This window comes from Synechococcus sp. WC101 (genome assembly GCF_047461555.1).
In the GTDB taxonomy this organism is placed as follows: domain Bacteria; phylum Cyanobacteriota; class Cyanobacteriia; order Thermostichales; family Thermostichaceae; genus Thermostichus.
Map to the genome: position 1 here is coordinate 1 of NZ_JANSHG010000040.1, position 16,639 is coordinate 16,639.

At 60.2% G+C, this 16,639-nt stretch carries 16 protein-coding genes and 1 pseudogene; 3 read left to right on the top strand and 14 right to left on the bottom strand.

Features of this window, described 5'->3' with window-relative positions:
• The 9 genes and pseudogenes from mltG to psbE all read right to left on the bottom strand — a co-directional run.
• On the bottom strand, positions 1–975 hold a 975-nt coding region (mltG, locus tag NW809_RS04375), incomplete at its 3' end, for an endolytic transglycosylase MltG (RefSeq protein ID WP_414401606.1).
• A 120-nt stretch (positions 976–1,095) separates the two neighbouring features.
• Positions 1,096–1,860 carry a UMP kinase gene (pyrH, locus tag NW809_RS04380; protein ID WP_011431217.1) on the bottom strand — a complete coding sequence of 255 codons (765 nt, stop codon included), beginning with the start codon at positions 1,858–1,860 and terminating at the stop codon, positions 1,096–1,098.
• Between the two features lie 98 nt (positions 1,861–1,958).
• Positions 1,959–2,111, bottom strand: coding sequence for a hypothetical protein (locus tag NW809_RS04385; protein WP_011431218.1), 153 nt, complete (start codon positions 2,109–2,111; stop codon positions 1,959–1,961).
• Positions 2,112–2,218: 107 nt separating this feature from the next.
• Positions 2,219–2,524 carry a TMEM165/GDT1 family protein gene (locus NW809_RS04390; RefSeq protein ID WP_099812838.1) on the bottom strand — a complete coding sequence of 102 codons (306 nt, stop codon included), beginning with the start codon at positions 2,522–2,524 and terminating at the stop codon, positions 2,219–2,221.
• A 359-nt stretch (positions 2,525–2,883) separates the two neighbouring features.
• Positions 2,884–3,954 (bottom strand): annotated as a pseudogene (locus tag NW809_RS04395) (RNA-guided endonuclease InsQ/TnpB family protein).
• A 304-nt stretch (positions 3,955–4,258) separates the two neighbouring features.
• Positions 4,259–4,378, bottom strand: coding sequence for a photosystem II reaction center protein J (locus NW809_RS04400; RefSeq protein ID WP_011431222.1), 120 nt, complete (start codon positions 4,376–4,378; stop codon positions 4,259–4,261).
• A gap of 140 nt (positions 4,379–4,518) precedes the next feature.
• Positions 4,519–4,644 carry a photosystem II reaction center protein L gene (locus NW809_RS04405; protein WP_011431223.1) on the bottom strand — a complete coding sequence of 42 codons (126 nt, stop codon included), beginning with the start codon at positions 4,642–4,644 and terminating at the stop codon, positions 4,519–4,521.
• 5 nt (positions 4,645–4,649) lie between these two features.
• Entirely contained in the window at positions 4,650–4,793 is a 144-nt protein-coding gene (psbF, locus tag NW809_RS04410; protein ID WP_011431224.1) for a cytochrome b559 subunit beta, read from the bottom strand.
• Positions 4,794–4,876: 83 nt separating this feature from the next.
• Positions 4,877–5,122 carry a cytochrome b559 subunit alpha gene (psbE, locus tag NW809_RS04415; RefSeq protein WP_011431225.1) on the bottom strand — a complete coding sequence of 82 codons (246 nt, stop codon included), beginning with the start codon at positions 5,120–5,122 and terminating at the stop codon, positions 4,877–4,879.
• A 316-nt stretch (positions 5,123–5,438) separates the two neighbouring features.
• Between psbE and NW809_RS04420 the strand changes: the two genes are divergently transcribed.
• On the top strand, positions 5,439–7,139 hold the full coding sequence (locus NW809_RS04420) for an S-layer homology domain-containing protein (protein ID WP_099812837.1): 1,701 nt from the start codon (positions 5,439–5,441) through the stop codon (positions 7,137–7,139).
• Between the two features lie 305 nt (positions 7,140–7,444).
• On the opposite strand, the gene NW809_RS04425 is transcribed toward NW809_RS04420, so the two are convergent.
• The gene (locus tag NW809_RS04425; protein WP_414401607.1) at positions 7,445–9,160 is read right to left on the bottom strand and encodes an HD domain-containing protein; all 1,716 of its coding nucleotides are present in this window, start codon (positions 9,158–9,160) and stop codon (positions 7,445–7,447) included.
• 201 nt (positions 9,161–9,361) lie between these two features.
• Between NW809_RS04425 and thrS the strand changes: the two genes are divergently transcribed.
• Positions 9,362–11,173 (top strand): threonine--tRNA ligase, encoded by a 1,812-nt coding sequence (gene thrS / locus NW809_RS04430; RefSeq protein WP_099887350.1) that lies wholly within the window; start codon positions 9,362–9,364, stop codon positions 11,171–11,173.
• Positions 11,174–11,294: 121 nt separating this feature from the next.
• Here the strand turns inward: thrS and malQ are convergent, their stop codons facing one another.
• The 3 genes from malQ to NW809_RS04445 all read right to left on the bottom strand — a co-directional run bounded on the left by malQ (position 11,295) and on the right by NW809_RS04445 (position 14,393).
• Positions 11,295–12,884 (bottom strand): 4-alpha-glucanotransferase, encoded by a 1,590-nt coding sequence (gene malQ, locus NW809_RS04435; RefSeq protein ID WP_099887349.1) that lies wholly within the window; start codon positions 12,882–12,884, stop codon positions 11,295–11,297.
• Between the two features lie 155 nt (positions 12,885–13,039).
• Positions 13,040–13,711, bottom strand: a complete 672-nt coding sequence (gene pyrE, locus NW809_RS04440; protein WP_099813326.1) for an orotate phosphoribosyltransferase — start codon at positions 13,709–13,711, stop codon at positions 13,040–13,042.
• Between the two features lie 166 nt (positions 13,712–13,877).
• Positions 13,878–14,393: a MarR family winged helix-turn-helix transcriptional regulator gene (locus NW809_RS04445; protein WP_099812831.1), complete on the bottom strand. Its 516-nt coding sequence runs from the start codon at positions 14,391–14,393 to the stop codon at positions 13,878–13,880.
• Positions 14,394–14,777: 384 nt separating this feature from the next.
• Between NW809_RS04445 and NW809_RS04450 the strand changes: the two genes are divergently transcribed.
• Positions 14,778–16,091 carry a D-alanyl-D-alanine carboxypeptidase gene (locus NW809_RS04450; RefSeq protein WP_414401608.1) on the top strand — a complete coding sequence of 438 codons (1,314 nt, stop codon included), beginning with the start codon at positions 14,778–14,780 and terminating at the stop codon, positions 16,089–16,091.
• A 335-nt stretch (positions 16,092–16,426) separates the two neighbouring features.
• Here the strand turns inward: NW809_RS04450 and NW809_RS04455 are convergent.
• Positions 16,427–16,639, bottom strand: a 213-nt coding sequence (locus NW809_RS04455) for a sigma 54 modulation/S30EA ribosomal C-terminal domain-containing protein (RefSeq protein WP_414401609.1), incomplete at its 5' end; no start/stop codon positions are given.

A 16,639-nucleotide genomic window follows, 5' to 3' on the forward strand; every position in this document is an offset into this window, starting at 1 on the left:
GGCTTTGAGGCTGGCCAAGCCCGGACTGGCGATGGGGCCAGGGGGCAAGCCGGGGGTGAGGTAGGTGTTGTAGGGGGAGGGGGTACGCACCTCGGCAAGGGTGAGGCGGCGATCTGGCGTCTGCTGGATGTTCAGGGCATATTCCACCGTCGGATCGGCTCCCAAGGGCATTCCCTTTTTGAGCCGGTTCAAAAAGACGCCCGCGATTAAGGCACGCTCCTCCGGCACGGCGGCCTCCCGCTCCACAATGCTGGCCAAGGTAACCCACTCATGCAAGGAGAGGGAAGTAGTGTGCTGGCGAAACAGGGGTAGGGCCACGGCGGCAAACCGCTGCAGCATGGCGTTGATGACAATCTCGGCTTTTTGCTGATCCGGCAGGGATCCCTCCACCTGTTCGACAGGAAAAAGATAGGTGTCGGGGAAGAGGTAGCCTTCCAGGGAGTTCAAGCTGGGGGGCAGCCAATCGAGGGGAGGGATCACGCGGGCCGTGGCGATGAAAACATCGGCTGCCAACCAGTTGCGCTCCGCCAAGGCCGCCGCCATCTGCTCGATCCGCCAGCCCTCCGGGATGGTCAGCCGCCGCTGCAGAATCCGGCCCTGCCGCAGTTGTCGGGCTACGGATAGCATGTCTTGGTTGGGATCCAAAGCGTAGGTACCTGCCTGAAACAGCCAGTCGCGTCCAAAGGTGCGGCTCCACAGCTCCCAGGCCAAGGCAGAGCGGATCACCCCCGCTTGGTGCAGTTGTTTCCCGATTAAACGGCTGCTGCTGCCCGGCTGGATCACCACCTGGATTGGCTCTGGGCCACCCAGCGGCTGAAGCCAGGTCTGCCAGCGCCAGTAGCCAAATCCAACGGCCAAGGCCACCAGGAAAGCTAAGCCTTGCACTAGACGGCGACCCCAGCGTTGGCGGCAGCGGGGCGGAGCACTTTGGGCGATCAGGCCTTCGGGCGAGGCGGGATCGCGGTGATCGGTCATCGCCTTCCCCTCCACATCGCGACAGCACATCCTCTGGCCAGGTTAGCGTGGCCAGAAGAGATCTTCAGGCCGTCACCGGTCAGTTAGGGCCACCCCCAGTGTAGCCTCGGCCTATCCCACTTAGGATCCGCTCTCCTGGGCCAGGCGGGCAGGGATCCCATTGCTCTTGGGAGTTGTTTGTCCAATCCAAGTGCCGATGGGCTCCCCTTGCACCACCCGGTAGATGTTGCCGGGAGTGGTCAAGTCGAAAACCACGATGGGTAGTTGATTTTCTTTGCAGAGGGCGATGGCAGTGCTGTCCATCACCCGCAGATCGCGGGTAAGCACATCCTGGTAGCTGAGGACATCGTAGCGGCGGGCCTGAGGATGGGTCTTGGGATCCGCGTCATAAACCCCGTCCACCTTGGTGGCTTTGAAGATCACCTCGGCATCGATCTCCGCCGCCCGCAAGGCCGCAGTCGTGTCGGTGGTGAAGAAGGGATTTCCAGAGCCTGCCCCAAAGATCACCACCCGCCCTTTTTCCAGGTGACGAATGGCGCGGCGACGAATGTAAGGCTCTGCCACCTCCTGCATGGCAATGGCCGTCTGCACCCGCGTCGGGATCCCGGCCCGCTCGATGGCATCTTGCAAGGTTAAGGCGTTGATGACGGTGGCCAACATCCCCACGTAGTCAGCAGAAGCTTGATCCATCCCCTGGGCAGCCGCTTCCTTGCGCCCGCGCCAGATATTGCCCCCTCCCACCACGATCGCCACCTGCACGCCCGCCCGCACCACCGAGGCTACTTCACTGGCAATGGACTGCAAGACCTCGGGGTCAATCCCGTAGGGACGTTCCCCCATCAGGGCTTCACCGCTCAGCTTCAGCAGAATACGTCGGTACTTCATGGCTATCCGCTCCAGCCCACCCCTGCCTACAATAGCAGCTTTGCTGGGCTAGCTCCGGTCAGGGTGTTGGTCAACAGAGCCTCTCGACGAACTTGCCATCACGGCTGCTGTTCTTCGCCAGCGCTGGCCTCCTGATCCCGAGGAACAGAACGGAAGCGGCGGCTATTGCGAGCACGACTTTTCTGAAACTGCTTGGCATACTCGCGGTTGCGCTCGGCTTTTTCCCGCTTCAGGTTGCGTTTTTTGGCCATGCTGGTCTTCCTGACCGGTTGTCCGGCATAAAGTGAGGCACTCAGGTGGAGTGCGAGGCGTCCTTAATCGTAACATGCTTTGCCGGAGCCATCCTGAAGACCTCTGCTCAGCCAGCTATGGGCAGGGATCCCCAGAGCAGAGATAGGCCGATCAGGAGGAACCCCACGCCTGCCGAGGTTTTGATCCAGCGGGGGGGGATGACTCGCGCTACCCAAGCCCCCGCCCATACCCCAATGAAGCTGGTGCTGATTAGGGCAGCAGCAGCTCCGCAGAAGATCACCCCAAGATTTTGCGAGTGGGCGCTGAGGAGCAGGGTGGCCAACTGGGTTTTATCGCCCATTTCGGCCAGCAAAATTGAGCCGAAGCTGACCAGAGCAGCTCGCGCCGCTGTCTGTTTCAAGAAAGAGAACATCTGACTGCTGTGCTGGCTCAACACGTTTCTCTGTAGCCACGTTGCTCTTACACAAGAGGATAGCTTGGTAGCCCCGTACTTGAGTACGCGGCGGAAAAGCCCTTGAGCCACTTTAGTTGCTTCTTTGTTATTAGTACAGAGCTTCTCCAGGAAAACAACCTACTGCGGTGCAAAACCCGCGTGGCAATAACTAACCTGGAGGAACTTAAGTCCGAAGTAAGCAGAACTTTGAGGTTATGCCTCAAAGGACTGTCTAGAGGCGTCTTGACAGCGCCTTCGCGAGTCCACTTTGGGCTGCGTAAGAATCCCCTGGGTGGGAGTGTCAAAGCCACCCTTCCCCTTCACGGGAGATGTGTAAACTACCGGGCTCCGACCGCTCCCCAACCCCCCGTATACGGGGGGAGGTAGGGGGGCTGGTTTACAGCAGCCCCCAATAATGCAATCACGTTGGCACCGTTAAAATCTGCATCCCCTTTCCAGCCACAGACCGAGTTCACACAACGAAAATGCTTCCCTTCCCGTTGCCCAATCCACAGGCACGGGTGGCAGGTCTGCGAGCTGTAGGCAGGCGGCACCACCCCAACCTGGATCCCGGCCCGCAGCGCCTTGTACTGCACAAACTGCTTCAGTTGATAGAACGCCCAACTATTCGACCGCCGCCGCTCTATCTTAACTGCGCGGCTGTCGGTTGGTGCGCTCCCTAATGCCACTCAGGTCTTCCAGGGCAATAAAACTGTGGGTGGCCTGCGCCCTCGACACAATCGCTTTGGAGATGCAGGGATTGACCCAGGTTTGCAAGCGTCTCTCCTGACCAGACAGCCGTTGCAAGAGTTGGCGGCATCTGCGCCGACTAGATCTTGTGCCCTGACTGGCTTTGCGTTGAAGTGACGCCCGCAGCCGGGAGGAGTGGTCTCTGACCTGGTTCAACGGCTGTCCATTCCAGTTGTCCTCCTCTGAGGTATGGGCAATATCTCTCCTCCCCAAGTCCACCCCCATCGCCTTGGGGGTGTCTGGCTCGACGCCAATCTGGATGTAGTGAGAACCCTCTTTGCGTTTGACCAACGTGGCCGATTTGGGATTGGTGCCGGCCAGCATCTCTCGTTGATAGTTGCCAATGGCCAACTCAAAGCGTTCCCGACCCTCTACGGTGGTCAGCGACACCGTCCAGTCGTTCTCGCGGAAGGAAAAGATGCGGGCATCGTAGGTCATGAAGCCTGCCTTGAAGGCCTTGACCGGACAGTTCTGTTGCCGGGCAACCTTACGCGACCCTGCCACCCGTCTGCATACCTGTTGTGCCAGGATAGCCCAAAGCAGGTACGAATCTCGCGCTAGCAGAGAGATTGGAGCTTGACGGCGTTGACTATCTTCTCTGGTGTGTTCTCATTCACCCAGTTCAAGGCCTGCACAAAGGCGTCCAGAGTCGCATCCAGCTTGGCGGCTTGCGACTCCGATACCTAAGGACTCCGTCCCGCTAGCGCGAACAGTTTGATAGTCAAGACTTGGGGCATGCTGTAACTATACATCAACAGACCGCATTCCTCCCGTCACTGACCGGCCCGGCCCCCGGCCCCCCAGTCCCCCCGTATACGGGGGGATACAGGGGGGCTGGGCGGGGGGATATAGGGGGGTACAGGGGAGCTCCCGCGGTTTCTAGCTGACCCGCATACCCCGAAACGAAACAGAGCGAGGGGTCTGTCTAGATTACTGCCCCTCGCCCTCCTCTACTTGTCTAAACTACACGGGCGCTCCAAGACCGGTATAGGAGCCATAGAAGAAAAGCCCAACCACCGTGACCACACCCAAACCGACAACCACAGCCACTATCCACAGAGGGATCCTTGCCTGACTAGTCATAGCAACTGGCCTCCAGAAGAAAAAGATAGGTCTAAAAAGTTGCACCCGTAGTCTGCAAAGAGAACCAAGGGCTGGCTAAGGTAAGCCTACATTGATCCCTGCAGCTTTTTCTCAACTTAAGACCAGAGACAAGTGAAGTCTCAGTTGAGAAAGTAGCTGGAAAACAACAGCCCCACCACAAACACCAGCAGCAAGCCCAAGTATAGGGAGGTGCGGTTTAGCTCTACCGGCTGGGTGTTGGGATTCTTCTCAGGTTGATCAGCCATGGGGTTCACCGTTGAATAAACTGCATTGCGGCAATAGCTCCCAAAAAGAAAACGGTTGGAATCGCCAAAGTATGCACCGCCAACCAACGGACAGTAAAAACGGGGTAGAAAACAGGCTCGTCAGGTTTGTTAACAGATTTGGTCGCCATAGTCCAGATCCTGCATCTTGGAACGCAAAATAGATTTACAAATCGCAACAACTAAAGAGTTGCCAGCCTGGCCCTGCTCTTTCCTAGCGAGTTAACTTTTCCAGTTGCTCAAGAGCGTTGAAGCGGTCGCTGACAATCGGTAACTCCTGCCGCTCTGCGGTGAAATACTCATTGGGGCGCGGGGTGCCAAAGATATCATAAGCCAAGCCGGTGCTGACAAAAAGCCAACCCGCCAAAAACAAAGCGGGAATGGTCAGGGCATGAATAACCCAGTAGCGGACGCTGGTAATAATATCGACAAAAGGTCGCTCTCCAGTGTTGCCAGCCATGAAACTCCTCCCTGCACTAGGGGCAAAAGGGCTCTTTGAGTCTATAACACAATGATAAGGAGTTGCATGCACAGCTACAAGTTACAAGACAATTGCTCAAGCTGTTTGCCGCCAAGCGAGGCCCCATCCTTGCATAGGTAAGATCTCCTAACAGCCTCTGAGTTCAACTCTAGGGCAGCGTGAGCCGGAACGCCTGGGGTAGGGGATCCCACTGCCAAAGGGCGCAATCGCGACTGACATCGAGGGCTTGAGGACACGGCGGAACTTTGAGATAAGCTGGCTCTGAGGGGATGTCAACGGAACAGGAGTAACAGCTATGCGGTGCTCGTGGCCCCTAGCCTTGGGCCTATGTTGGACGCTAGGCTGGTCAAGCCTCAGCTTGCCGGCCTGGTCGCAAGGGGTCGAGCAGCAAGCCTCGCTGGCCTGGGCCGATGCCTACGTGGCAGCGCTGGAGCGCCAGACGGACCTGGTGCTTACCCAGGAGCCGCTGTCGGCGACCTTGACTCGTCTGGAATTGGCCCAGTGGCTAACGGAGTTTTTCGGCTACGTCCCCAACCCCAACCAGGTACAAGAGATTCGGGATCTCGAGCCCAATACCCCCGACTATTGGACGGCCCAAGCGGTGCTGCAGGCGGGAGCGATGCGCCTGTACGAGGGCAACGAGTTTCGCCCGCAAGGAGATCTCACCCACCTGGAAGCCCTGGCTATTTTGGTGCGGGCCCTGCAATTGCCTGCTCCCAACCAGGACGATATTGAGCGCTGGATGGCTCTGTACACCGATGCTGCCGAGGTGCCGGAGGTGGGGCGGGCTTTTGTGGCGATGGCAGGGGAAGCAGGGCTATTGGTGAATGTGCCGGATCCGGCCCGGCTGCGGCCCAATCGGGTGCTCAGCCGAGCCGAGGGGGCGGTGCTGTTGCACCAGGCGCTGGTGTATCGCGGTCAGCTTCCGCCTTTGCCAGCTCCGGTGGCGCAGTTGCGTCCCTCTCCTGCTCCGGTGGCCAAGACTGTCCAACCCGAAATCTTGCAAACGCGGATTACCCCTGAGTCGGGAGTGGTGCCGCCAGGGGGAACTCTGACTGTTGAGGCCCAGGCCACTCCCAACGGCAGGGCCACCGTGGATATCGGCAGCTTGGTGCAGGGCTTGCCCATGCAGGAGGTGCAGCCCGGCTATTACCGCGCCGTTTACACCCTTGGCCCTCAGGACAGCGCCCTCAGTCCCGATATTCGTATCCAACTGAGCCTCAACGGACGGGAGACCCGCGTTCAGCGGCGGCTCCCTCAACTGGCCCTGGGCAATGTCGCTCCCCCGCCGGTGGAATCGGTGTTTCCGCCCCCATCCCCTCTGCCACAACCGGCCACCCCTGAGCCTGCTCCTCTGGCTCCAGTCGGCAACCGCTATCCGCGTATTGAGGCGATTCGCTTGGATCCCCAGCGCGACCTGGTGGAAGGGGATATTCTCACCATTGCCATCTGGGGGGACTCGGGGGGGATCGCCCAGTTTGATTTGGGGAATTTGGCCCTGAACCAGCCGATGCGGGAGGTGCGACCCCACCACTACGAGGGCACCTACGTGGTGGCCCCCACCCACCAAGCCAGCAACCCCGTTTTGCGAATTGTGCTCACTAAGGATGGCCTCAGCCAGGAACACCGGGAGATCTTCCCTTTTGCAATCGATGGATCTAAGGGAACCCGCTCCACCATCCAGCCGGTCTCCGCACCTGTCGCTGCTGGGCTGCCCCGGATTTTCAATGTCACCACCAACAGCACCAACCTGCGCATGGGCGAGATCCTCAAAGTTACGATGCGAGGGGATCCGGGGGGGCGGGCAGCTTTTCGCATCGTCGGGGTGACGCCGGAGGTGGAGATGCGGGAGGTGGCGCCCGGCCTCTACGAAACCCAGCAGCAACTGCCCTTCAACATGCAGCCGGTCAACAACGGCCTCGTTGAGGTGATCCTGGAGCGGGGCGGCCAAAGAGCCACCCAAACCAGCCCCTCGCCCATTACCATCGCTCCCTGAGCAAAACTTGCCGTGCAGCCTCGCGAGAACTTTATCCCGCTGGTGCAAACGGTAGCTAAAGGAATACGATCCGCTTGCCCAGCTATTGGCGTTCACCGGCAGCTTGGTAGTTACAGCCATCTCAAATGGCAATGAAACGTTTCTCTGCGTCGTTATTGCTACGCAACGCTGTCGCGGACGCGCCGGCCGTGCGGAGCACTATCCCCAACTCCCCTCTCCCTTTGGGAGAGGGGCCGGGGGTGAGGGTAGAGGGGGTTGGCGGCAAAGTGTCTTCGTCTTGTTTGAAACGACTATACGCCCCTTGGCTAGACGGCTGCCTCAAAGGGATCCGCGCTGCGCTGGATCTGGGTGGATAATTTGGGAATCACCTGCAGCTTGAACTGTTGCTCGAAGACCTTTTTCTTCTCGTTCAAGCTCCACAGCTCCAGGGCACAGTCGTCGTTGGGGTGCCTGGGATCCAAAATCAGCTCCATGCAGCGGGGGCCTTCTCCCAGAAGCTGAAAACGGCAGTGGAGAGCTTGGATGGCCTGCAGGCGGCGGCGATCCAGAGCACAGGCTATGCGCAGCAGGGGGCTGAGCTCGAGGACAACTTGGCGATCCCGCTCGTTGCTGAGGCGTTGAAAGTTCTCGTGCTTCTTCTTGGGGGGCGACTTGCGGTGGTAGCGGGCCAGGTTGGCGATCACCTCTATCTCTTCCTCGTTGAAGCCCAACAGCTCCCCGTGGCGGATCAGGTAGTAGGAGTGCTTGTGGTGGGCGGCATGGCTGATGAAGTGGCCGCAGTTGTGCAGCATGGCGGCCGCCCAGAGAAGAGCTCGCTCGCGGGAGCCCCAGGAGTGCAAGATGCCACGGGTTTGATCGAAAAGGCTGAGGGCAAATTCTGCCACCCGCTCGGCATAGGGGATCTCGACTTGGTATTTTTCTGCCAACTTGAGGACGCTACGCCGCCGCACCGAGCTGTGGTAGCGCAGCCGATCTTCAATGAGCCCCTGGCCGATCATCCAATCCACGATCAGCCCTTCCCGCAGGGCCCGTTCGCAAAACTGGATCCGCTCCACCCCCAGCAGGGTCATCACCTCCTCCAAGATGACGGCCCCAGCCAGGATGATCTCCCCGCGTCTTTCCCCAAAGCCGGGCAGTTTTTGCCGTTCGGCCACGGTGAGGGAGCGCAGCTCTTTGACATAGGCCCGCAGGGCTTCCAGGCTGAACTCATACCCCTGCAGGCGAGTGGGGGCAGCGCCCAGCCGACGGCGGGCATCCAACTGGGCCAAGCACTCGATGGTGCCGGAGGTGCCCACCAAGGTCAGGGATCCCGGCTGTTGGGAGGCTTCGACGATGCGCCGCATCTGCTCAATGGGAGCTTCCAGCATGCCGCGGACATGTTGCCGCAGCGCCTGCAGCTCGGCGGAGGTGGGCGGATCGTGGTGCAAAAAAGCTTGGGTCAGGCGCACCGCCCCCACCTTGATGCTGCGTAGAAACTCCGGCTCTTGGCCGTTGCCCAGAATCAGCTCGGTCGAGCCACCGCCGATATCCACCACCGCGTGCAGCCGATTGTGGAACTCCATGGCCGAGAGCACCCCCAGGTAGATGCGGCGGGCCTCCTCCTGGCCGGAGATCAGCTCGATGCGCAGGCCCAGCTCCTGCTCGATCCGCTTCAAGAACTCCGGCCCATTGGGGGCCTCGCGCACAGCGCTGGTGGCCACGGCAACGATATCCTGCACCTGAAAGCTCTCGGCAATGCGGCAAAACCGCTCCAGAGCCGTCCGGGCCCGTTCCATGGCAGCAGGGGTAAGGGCGCCCGTCTGGCTGCAGAATTCCCCCAGCCGGACGGTGGCTTTTTCGCGGGAGATGATGGTGAAGCTGGGGATATTGGGGTTAATGCGCACCACCACCATGTGCAGGGAGTTGCTGCCCACATCGATGGCGGCTATGACCGGAGCAACTCCAGACTCAGAAAGGGGGGCCGGTTTCGGTTCAGAGGCGGCGGCAGAGCGTTCGGCAAAGTTGGCGAGCGAAGAGACCATGAATGAATTCAGAGGTTGCGACACTTTGCGACACTTCTAGAATACTGTGTGCTTTCCCCCCTTTTTCTTGGCCGAGCTGTGGGTTTAAAGGCGACGGTCTTTCTTAAACAGAGAGTTGTCCCCGTTGGGGATCCCGGCTGTTCTGGCCTCAGACTAAGATAAAAGCACTGCAGAGTCATTTTTGTCGCCAAGCGGGTTCCGATGTCTCAACCAGCCGCATCCCCTCAACAGGCCAACAGCCCCCTCAAGCTGCTGCGTACCCACGAATCTCCCAAGCTGGAGCGCATCCGCCACACCACCTCTCACGTCCTGGCGATGGCGGTGCAAAGGCTGTTTCCCAAGGCCCAGGTAACCATCGGCCCGACGACCGACTATGGCTTTTACTACGACTTTGACCATCCCGAGCCCTTCACGCCGGAAGATCTGGAGCGCATCAAAAAAGAGATGCAGGCGATCATCAAGAAAGGCTTGCCGGTGATCCGCGAGGAGGTGAGCCGGGAGGAGGCCAGGCGCCGCATCGAGGCCCTCGGCGAACCTTACAAGCTGGAGATTTTAGATAGCATTCCCGAAGGCGAGCCGATCACCATCTACCATCTGGGGGATGAGTGGTGGGATCTCTGTGCCGGCCCCCACGTGGAAAACACGAAGGAGATCAACCCCAAAGCTTTTGACCTGCTCAGCGTGGCCGGCGCCTATTGGCGGGGGGACGAGACCAAGCCGCAGCTCCAGCGCATCTACGGCACCGCCTGGGAGACGCCGGAGGAGCTCAAGGAATACAAGCGGCGGCTGGAAGAGGCCAAGCGGCGGGATCACCGTAAGCTGGGCAAGGAGCTGGGCCTATTCATATTTGCCGATGAAGTGGGGCCGGGCCTGCCCCTTTGGACCCCCAAAGGAACTACTCTGCGCTGGGTGCTAGAGGATTTTCTCAAGCAGGAGCAGCTCAAGCGGGGCTATCTGCCGGTGGTGACGCCCCACATTGCCCGCGTGGATCTGTTCAAGATCTCCGGCCACTGGCAGAAGTACCGGGAAGACATGTTTCCCATGATGGCCGAGAGCGAGGAGGCGCGCGCCGCTGAACAGGGCTTTGTCATGAAGCCGATGAACTGTCCTTTTCACATCCAAATCTATAAATCAGAGCTGAGATCCTACCGCGATTTGCCGCTGCGCTATGCCGAGTTCGGCACCGTCTATCGCTACGAGCAATCGGGGGAATTGGGGGGCTTGACCCGCGTTCGCGGCTTTACGGTGGACGACGCCCACTTGTTCGTTCGTCCCGATCAGTTGGAAGAAGAGTTTCTCAAGGTTGTCGATCTCATTCTGGTGGTTTTCGACAAGCTCAAACTCAAAGATTTTCGCGCCCGCCTCAGCTTCCGCGATCCCAAATCCGATAAATATCTGGGATCCCCGGAAGAGTGGGATATGGCCGAGAATGCCATTCGCCGCGCGGTGGAGAAGCTTTCAATGCCGCATTTTGAAGGGATCGGAGAGGCGGCTTTCTACGGGCCGAAGCTGGACTTTATCTTCCGCGACGCGCTGGATCGGGAGTGGCAGTTGGGCACGGTGCAGGTAGACTACCAAAACCCGCAGCGCTTTGACTTGTACTATGTGGCCGAGGACGGATCCCGGCAGCGGCCGGTAATGATCCACCGCGCTCCCTTTGGTTCGCTGGAGCGGCTCATCGGCATCCTCATCGAGGAATACGCGGGGGATTTTCCCTTCTGGCTGGCGCCGGAACAGGTGCGCATCTTGCCCGTTTCCGACCAATACCTGGGCTATGCCACCCAGGTGCGGGATCAGTTGCGAGAACAGGGGATCCGCGTCCACATCGATGCCGACAGCGACCGCCTGCCCAAAAAGATCCGCAACGCCGAGAAGGCCAAGGTTCCCTTCATGCTGATTGTGGGGGAAAAAGAGCAGGCAACTGGCACAGTGAGCGTGCGGCAGCGCCACGGCCAAGACCTGGGATCCCTGACGGTGGCGGAGTTCCTGGCCCAGGCACGAGCGCTGGACTAGAGATCCGGCTTCTTGTTTGGAATCTGGCTGGGATCCCTGGTGCCGGCAAATTGCTGCTGTTGGCGGCTTTGAGAACAGGTCTCTGCTGAGGCAAGCGAAGAACGGCGTTGAGAAAAGAGGTTCAAAATCTTTCAGGGAACCCAGCCGCCCGCTCTTGGGCCAGGGCTGCCCGCCGTTGCTCCAACTCTTGCGGAGAGATGCGCCCGTAGGTGACGCTCAGCTCCGCCAGCCGCTGGGCCAGCTCCGGCCGCAGCATCTCCTCGCGGTAGCGCCAGGCCCAGTTGTTCTCGGCCCTGCCGGGGAAGTTCATGCGCGCCTCTGCCCCCAGGCCCATCACATCTTGCAGGGGAATGATGGCCAGGTCGGCCACGGAAGCCAGGGCCAGGCGAATCAGATCCCAGTGGATGCCGTCGGATCCCTGGCAGCCCAGGTAGCGCAACAGGTTTTGCTTTTCCCACTCCGGGCGTTCTGGGTCATGAAACCAGCCCACCACGGTGTTGTTGTCGTGGGTGCCGGTGTAGACGACGAAGTTGCGCTCGTAGCTGTGAGGCAGATAGGGGTTATCGGGCCCCGAGCCAAAGGCAAAGAGCAGCACCTTCATGCCGGGCAGGCCAAATTGATCCCGCAGTTGCAACACCTCCGGCGTAATGTCTCCCAGATCTTCGGCGATCACCGGGATTTTTCCCAGCTTGTCGGCCAGCGCCTGAAAGAAGTCGGCCCCCGGCCCTTTTTGCCACTCGCCTTCTACCGCTGTTTCCGCAGCGCCGGGGATGGCCCAGTAGCTCTCGAAGCCGCGGAAGTGGTCGATGCGGACGCAATCCACCTGCTTGAGAATGGCCTGGATGCGCCGGATCCACCAGTCGTAGCCGCGGGCCTTGAGCACCTCCCAGTTGTAGAGGGGGTTGCCCCAGCGCTGCCCGGTGGGGCTGAAATAGTCGGGGGGCACGCCGGCTACCTGCAAGGGCCGTCCTTGTTCATCCAGGTGAAACAGCTCCCGGTTGGCCCACACATCGGCGCTGTTGGGGGCGACATAGATGGGTATGTCCCCGATGAGCTGCACTTGATGCCGGTGGGCGTACTCTCTTAGGGATCCCCACTGTTGGGCAAATAGATACTGCCAAAACATCTGCCGGGTGATGGCATCGGCATGGCGGTCACGGGCCTCTTGCAAAGCCAGGGGATCCCGTTGTGCCAAGGCTGGATCCCATTGGGTCCATTCCTGGTCGCCATACACCTCTTTGAGGGCCATGAACAGGGCGTAGTCCGGCAGCCAATCGGCCTCGGCAGCACAGTAAGCTTGAAAGGCTTCCCAGTCGGCGGCGGTGGCCTTGTCTTTGAAGGTGGCCCAGGCGCGGCGCAACAAGCCCAGCTTGAAGGGGATCACGGTTTCGTAGTCCACCCGCTCAGCATTCCCCGCCTGGATGGCTGGCCATTGGGGCAGATCCTGCCAGCCGTTGGGTTCCAGCCAGCCGGCTTTCACCAGCAGCTCCGGGCTAATCAGCAGTGGGTTGCCGGCAATGGCAGAAAAGCTCATGTAGGGGGAGTTGCCCCAGCCGGTGGGGCCAAGGGGCAGCACCTGCCAGAGGCGCTGGCCGCTTTCCACCAGAAAATCCACAAACCGGTAGGCAGCCGGCCCCAGATCGCCGATGCCAAATGGCCCCGGTAGCGAGGTGGGGTGCAAGAGGATGCCACTGAGTCTGCCCATGCGCATGGCTAAACCCTTTTCGCCCTATTTCACCGCCTATCCTGTCACTTCTACAGCCCAATGACAGCTACCAATCGACAAAACCAAGACCAAAGGTCAAAAGCGCCAACGGCCTTTTTGGCTTGGCCAGCTCTTGCAGCGGAGGAGAGATGGGGAGCCTCTCAAGAGCAGGCTTGGGAACCCCCCTCACCTCCCAAAACCGGCCAGCCCACCAAGCCCTGGCGGAGACTCTGATGGCAGGCACGCACCTCTTCAAGGGTAAACAGGCGGCGAAAGGGGATCCCCATTTCGCGGTAACGGGCCTCTGCCCCTTCCAGTCGATCCACCAAAGCCAGGATTCCTTCTGCCCGATAGCCCGCTGCCCGCACCCGCTCGACAGCCTTGAGAGCCGAGCCGCCGGTGGTCACCACATCCTCCAAGATCCAAACCCGGCTGCCCGCCGGCAACTCCGGCCCCTCGATCCAGGCCTGGGTGCCATGTCCCTTAGGCTCTTTGCGGACAATCAGGGCCGCCAGGTTGGCCGGCTCAGCCTGCAGAGAGGCCAAACTCACCGCTGTGACCAAGGGATCCGCCCCCAAGGTCATGCCGGCAACTGCCTCGGTCTCAGGGGGCAGTAGCCGATGCAGCAGGGATCCCACCAGGTAGGCTCCCTGGGGGTGGAGGGTAACCGGCTTGCAGTTGATGTAGTAAGTGCTTTGCTGCCCAGACGTGAGGGTAAAGGATCCCTCGCGGTAGGCCAGTTGGGCCAGCAAATACAGCAATTTCTCCCGCGCCTCAGCCGAGGAAAGACTTAAGGGAGAACAGTCTAGGAGCAACACAGCAGGGATCCCCATCAGCTCAACCGTCAACCCATAGATGCGGCAATAACTAACCTGGAGGAACTTCAGTCCGAAGTAAGCAGAACTTTGAGGTTATGCCTCAAAGGACTGTCTAGGGGCGTCTTGACAGCGCCTTTACGAGTCCATTTTGGGCTGCGTAAGAATCCCCTGGGTGGGAGTGTCAATAGGACAAGCGATGGTGCGGCTCTGCCACCACCGCGGCCTCCGACTCCTCCGACAAGTGGGCAATCAGCCGATCCACCAGCCGCGACAGGGTTGCCCGTTCTTCTAAGCTGAGACAGCCGTAGGTCTGCTCCCGCAACTCCCAAATGAGAGGGGGCAAAATTTCTTTCAACTTCTCTCCGGCAGGGGTGAGGTAAACCCGCCAGATCCGCCGATCCTTGGGATCCCGCTGCCGCCGGATCAGCTCCCGTTTCTCCATGCCGTCCAAGACACCGGTCATGGTACCCCCCAACTGCTGCAGGCGCTCGCAGATAGTGGAGGTGGGGATCCCGTCTTCTTCCCAGAGGCAGCAAAGCACCACCCAGTGGGAAGCGGTCAGGCCGAAGGGCTCCAGGTAGGCCTGAAATTTCCGCCGCACCAATTGCGACAACAGCCGAAGGCGATAGCCCAGGGAATAAGGGGCCAGAATCTCGCGCCATCGCTCCAGGAAGGCTTGTTTCTCCAACTGAGCCATCGCTGAGGGTTCCCCATGGGTGGCTGAGAATGCTTAGAGCTTAAATTCTTCCATTCTAACCTTCTATAAAGAGCGGCCAAAAGCAGCTCATCATCCGTTACAAAAGCGTTACAGGCTTTACAACAAAAGTTACAGTGGAGGGTTGGGCGAGGGGCGAATCTCCCGCCAATTAGCATCAGCTAGGACCCAAATTAAGCTTGGCGTGACAGGGATCCCGCTCTTCTGTGTGAAGGAAGAAAATGCCGATTTGCCCATCTGGGGTCGCCTCGGCAAAAGAGGGGCAGTGGGCAAGGGGAAAATTTGCCAGAGCCATTGAGATGGCACTAGAGTAGCTTCAAGTTTTGCCAGCTCGTTCTCTTTGCCAATGTCTTTTGGGAGGTCAGCATGTTGTCTATCCTACAGGGGTTGAGCTCCCAGCGCCGTTTCCTCTGGGCAGGGATCCCGTTGGTTTGTTCTCTGGCCCTGGGGGCCTGCTGGAACAACCGCAGCAGTGCCGAAACCCCCTCTCAGGGTGTCCAGGCTGAGGTTACAGCAGCGGCGCAAAACCCCTTCCCCCCCATCCCCACCCCGCCGCCGCCGCTGCCTTCCCCCAGTGGCACGCCCGGCCTTCCCCCCTGGTGGCCCCGTGGGCAATCGTCGCAGTGGCAGGATTCCCCCTACGCCGTGGCCTTGTCCGGTTTTTTGCAGGGATTGGCGGCCCAAGGGGGAGCGCTCTCTCAACAGGGGATCCTGCTTTGGACAGCCGAAGGCGAGCTCTTGGCGGAGCACCTGCTGGATCGGCCTTTGCCGGTGGGGGCTTTGGATCAATTGGCCCTCAGCCTGATGGCGCTGGAAAAGTGGGGCTATGAGTATCGCTTCCAAACTCGCTTCTACACCACCAGCCACCGCTCCGGCCAGCGCTTGACGGGAGACTTGGTCGTGGTGGGCGGCGGGGATCCCTATTTCCGGGAGGCCAATGTGGCCGAGCTGGCCCGCCACCTGCACAACCTCGGCATTCGCCAGATCGACGGCGAGGTGAAGGTGGTGCCCCCCTTCCGCTTGCTGGGTCAGCCTGACTCTCTGGCCAGCGCCCGCCGGCTTGCCGAGCTCCTCCGAGATCCCCAGGGGCCCTATCCTGTGACCCTCGGCGGCTCCGGGTCAACGTTAAGGGAGCTGCCGGAGGAGATCCATTCCCTGGCCGGCTACACCTCGCTGCGCCTGGGATCCCTGCTACAAATCCTCAACGGCGGCAACGATCGGGCCATGGCAGAAGCCCTGTTGGCGGAGCTGGCAGGCAGAACAGCCCTGCTGGAGTACCTGCAGCAGCGGTTGGTAGCTCAGCCGGTTGCCCATCTGGATCCCAAACTGGCCCCTGCCCAGTTGGAAATTCGCCTTGGCCCAGGCGGGCAAGAGCTATACCTCTCCCCCCGCGCCCTGGCCCATCTGTGGGAACATCTGCTTGAGGCCACAGACGGGGATCCCAGGCGTGTCCTGCCAGTGGCCGGGGTCGGCCACAGCCCTTTGCAGCTCCGCGCTCTGCCCCCGGGCACGATCGCCCAGGTGGGCTCTGCCGCCAACCGACTGATGATGGTGGGGCAGCTTCCGGATGGCACCCGTTTCGTCTTACTCAACCACGGCCCGGATCTGGGCGTCTTGCGCCAGCACCAGGATCAGTTCCTGCAGCAGGTGCTGGCCGTTGGGGAGCCTCTCCGCCGCTGAAGAATAGAGCCCTCTCCCTTCTCTTTTCTTCGAGGCCCTCTTGGTCGGGGAGCCACGGTGCAAACGGCTCCCCAACATCTAGTTGGCCGATCCCTGACTTTCCCCTCTCCCTTGTGGGAGAGGGGCTGGGGGTGAGGGCAGCTTTTACGATTGGAAGAAGGCGGGAATTAAAGAGGAGGGCAAAGCTGCCTAGGGCTGGCCAAGCCAAGGATCGGTCTCGCCTCGCAACTGGCAGGATCTCCTGCTGCATCACCATCTCAAGCAGCTCATCCACCTGATCCAGCAGGCGCTGCCCCTGAGACCTAAGGCAAACAAGAAAGCCCGCAGGGTCTCCTCTAGGGATGGGGGCGGATCAGCCCGTAGCCGCCGTGCTTGCGGACATAGATGACGTTGATCTCGCCGTTTTCGATGTTGCGGAACACGTAAAAATCATGATCCACCAGCTCCAACTGGTGCAGCGCCTCCTGAACTGTCATGGGAGGCATGGCGAAATACTTGGTGCGCACCACCTCAGGGGGCAGCTCTGCTTGCCGTTCTGTATTCAGAGG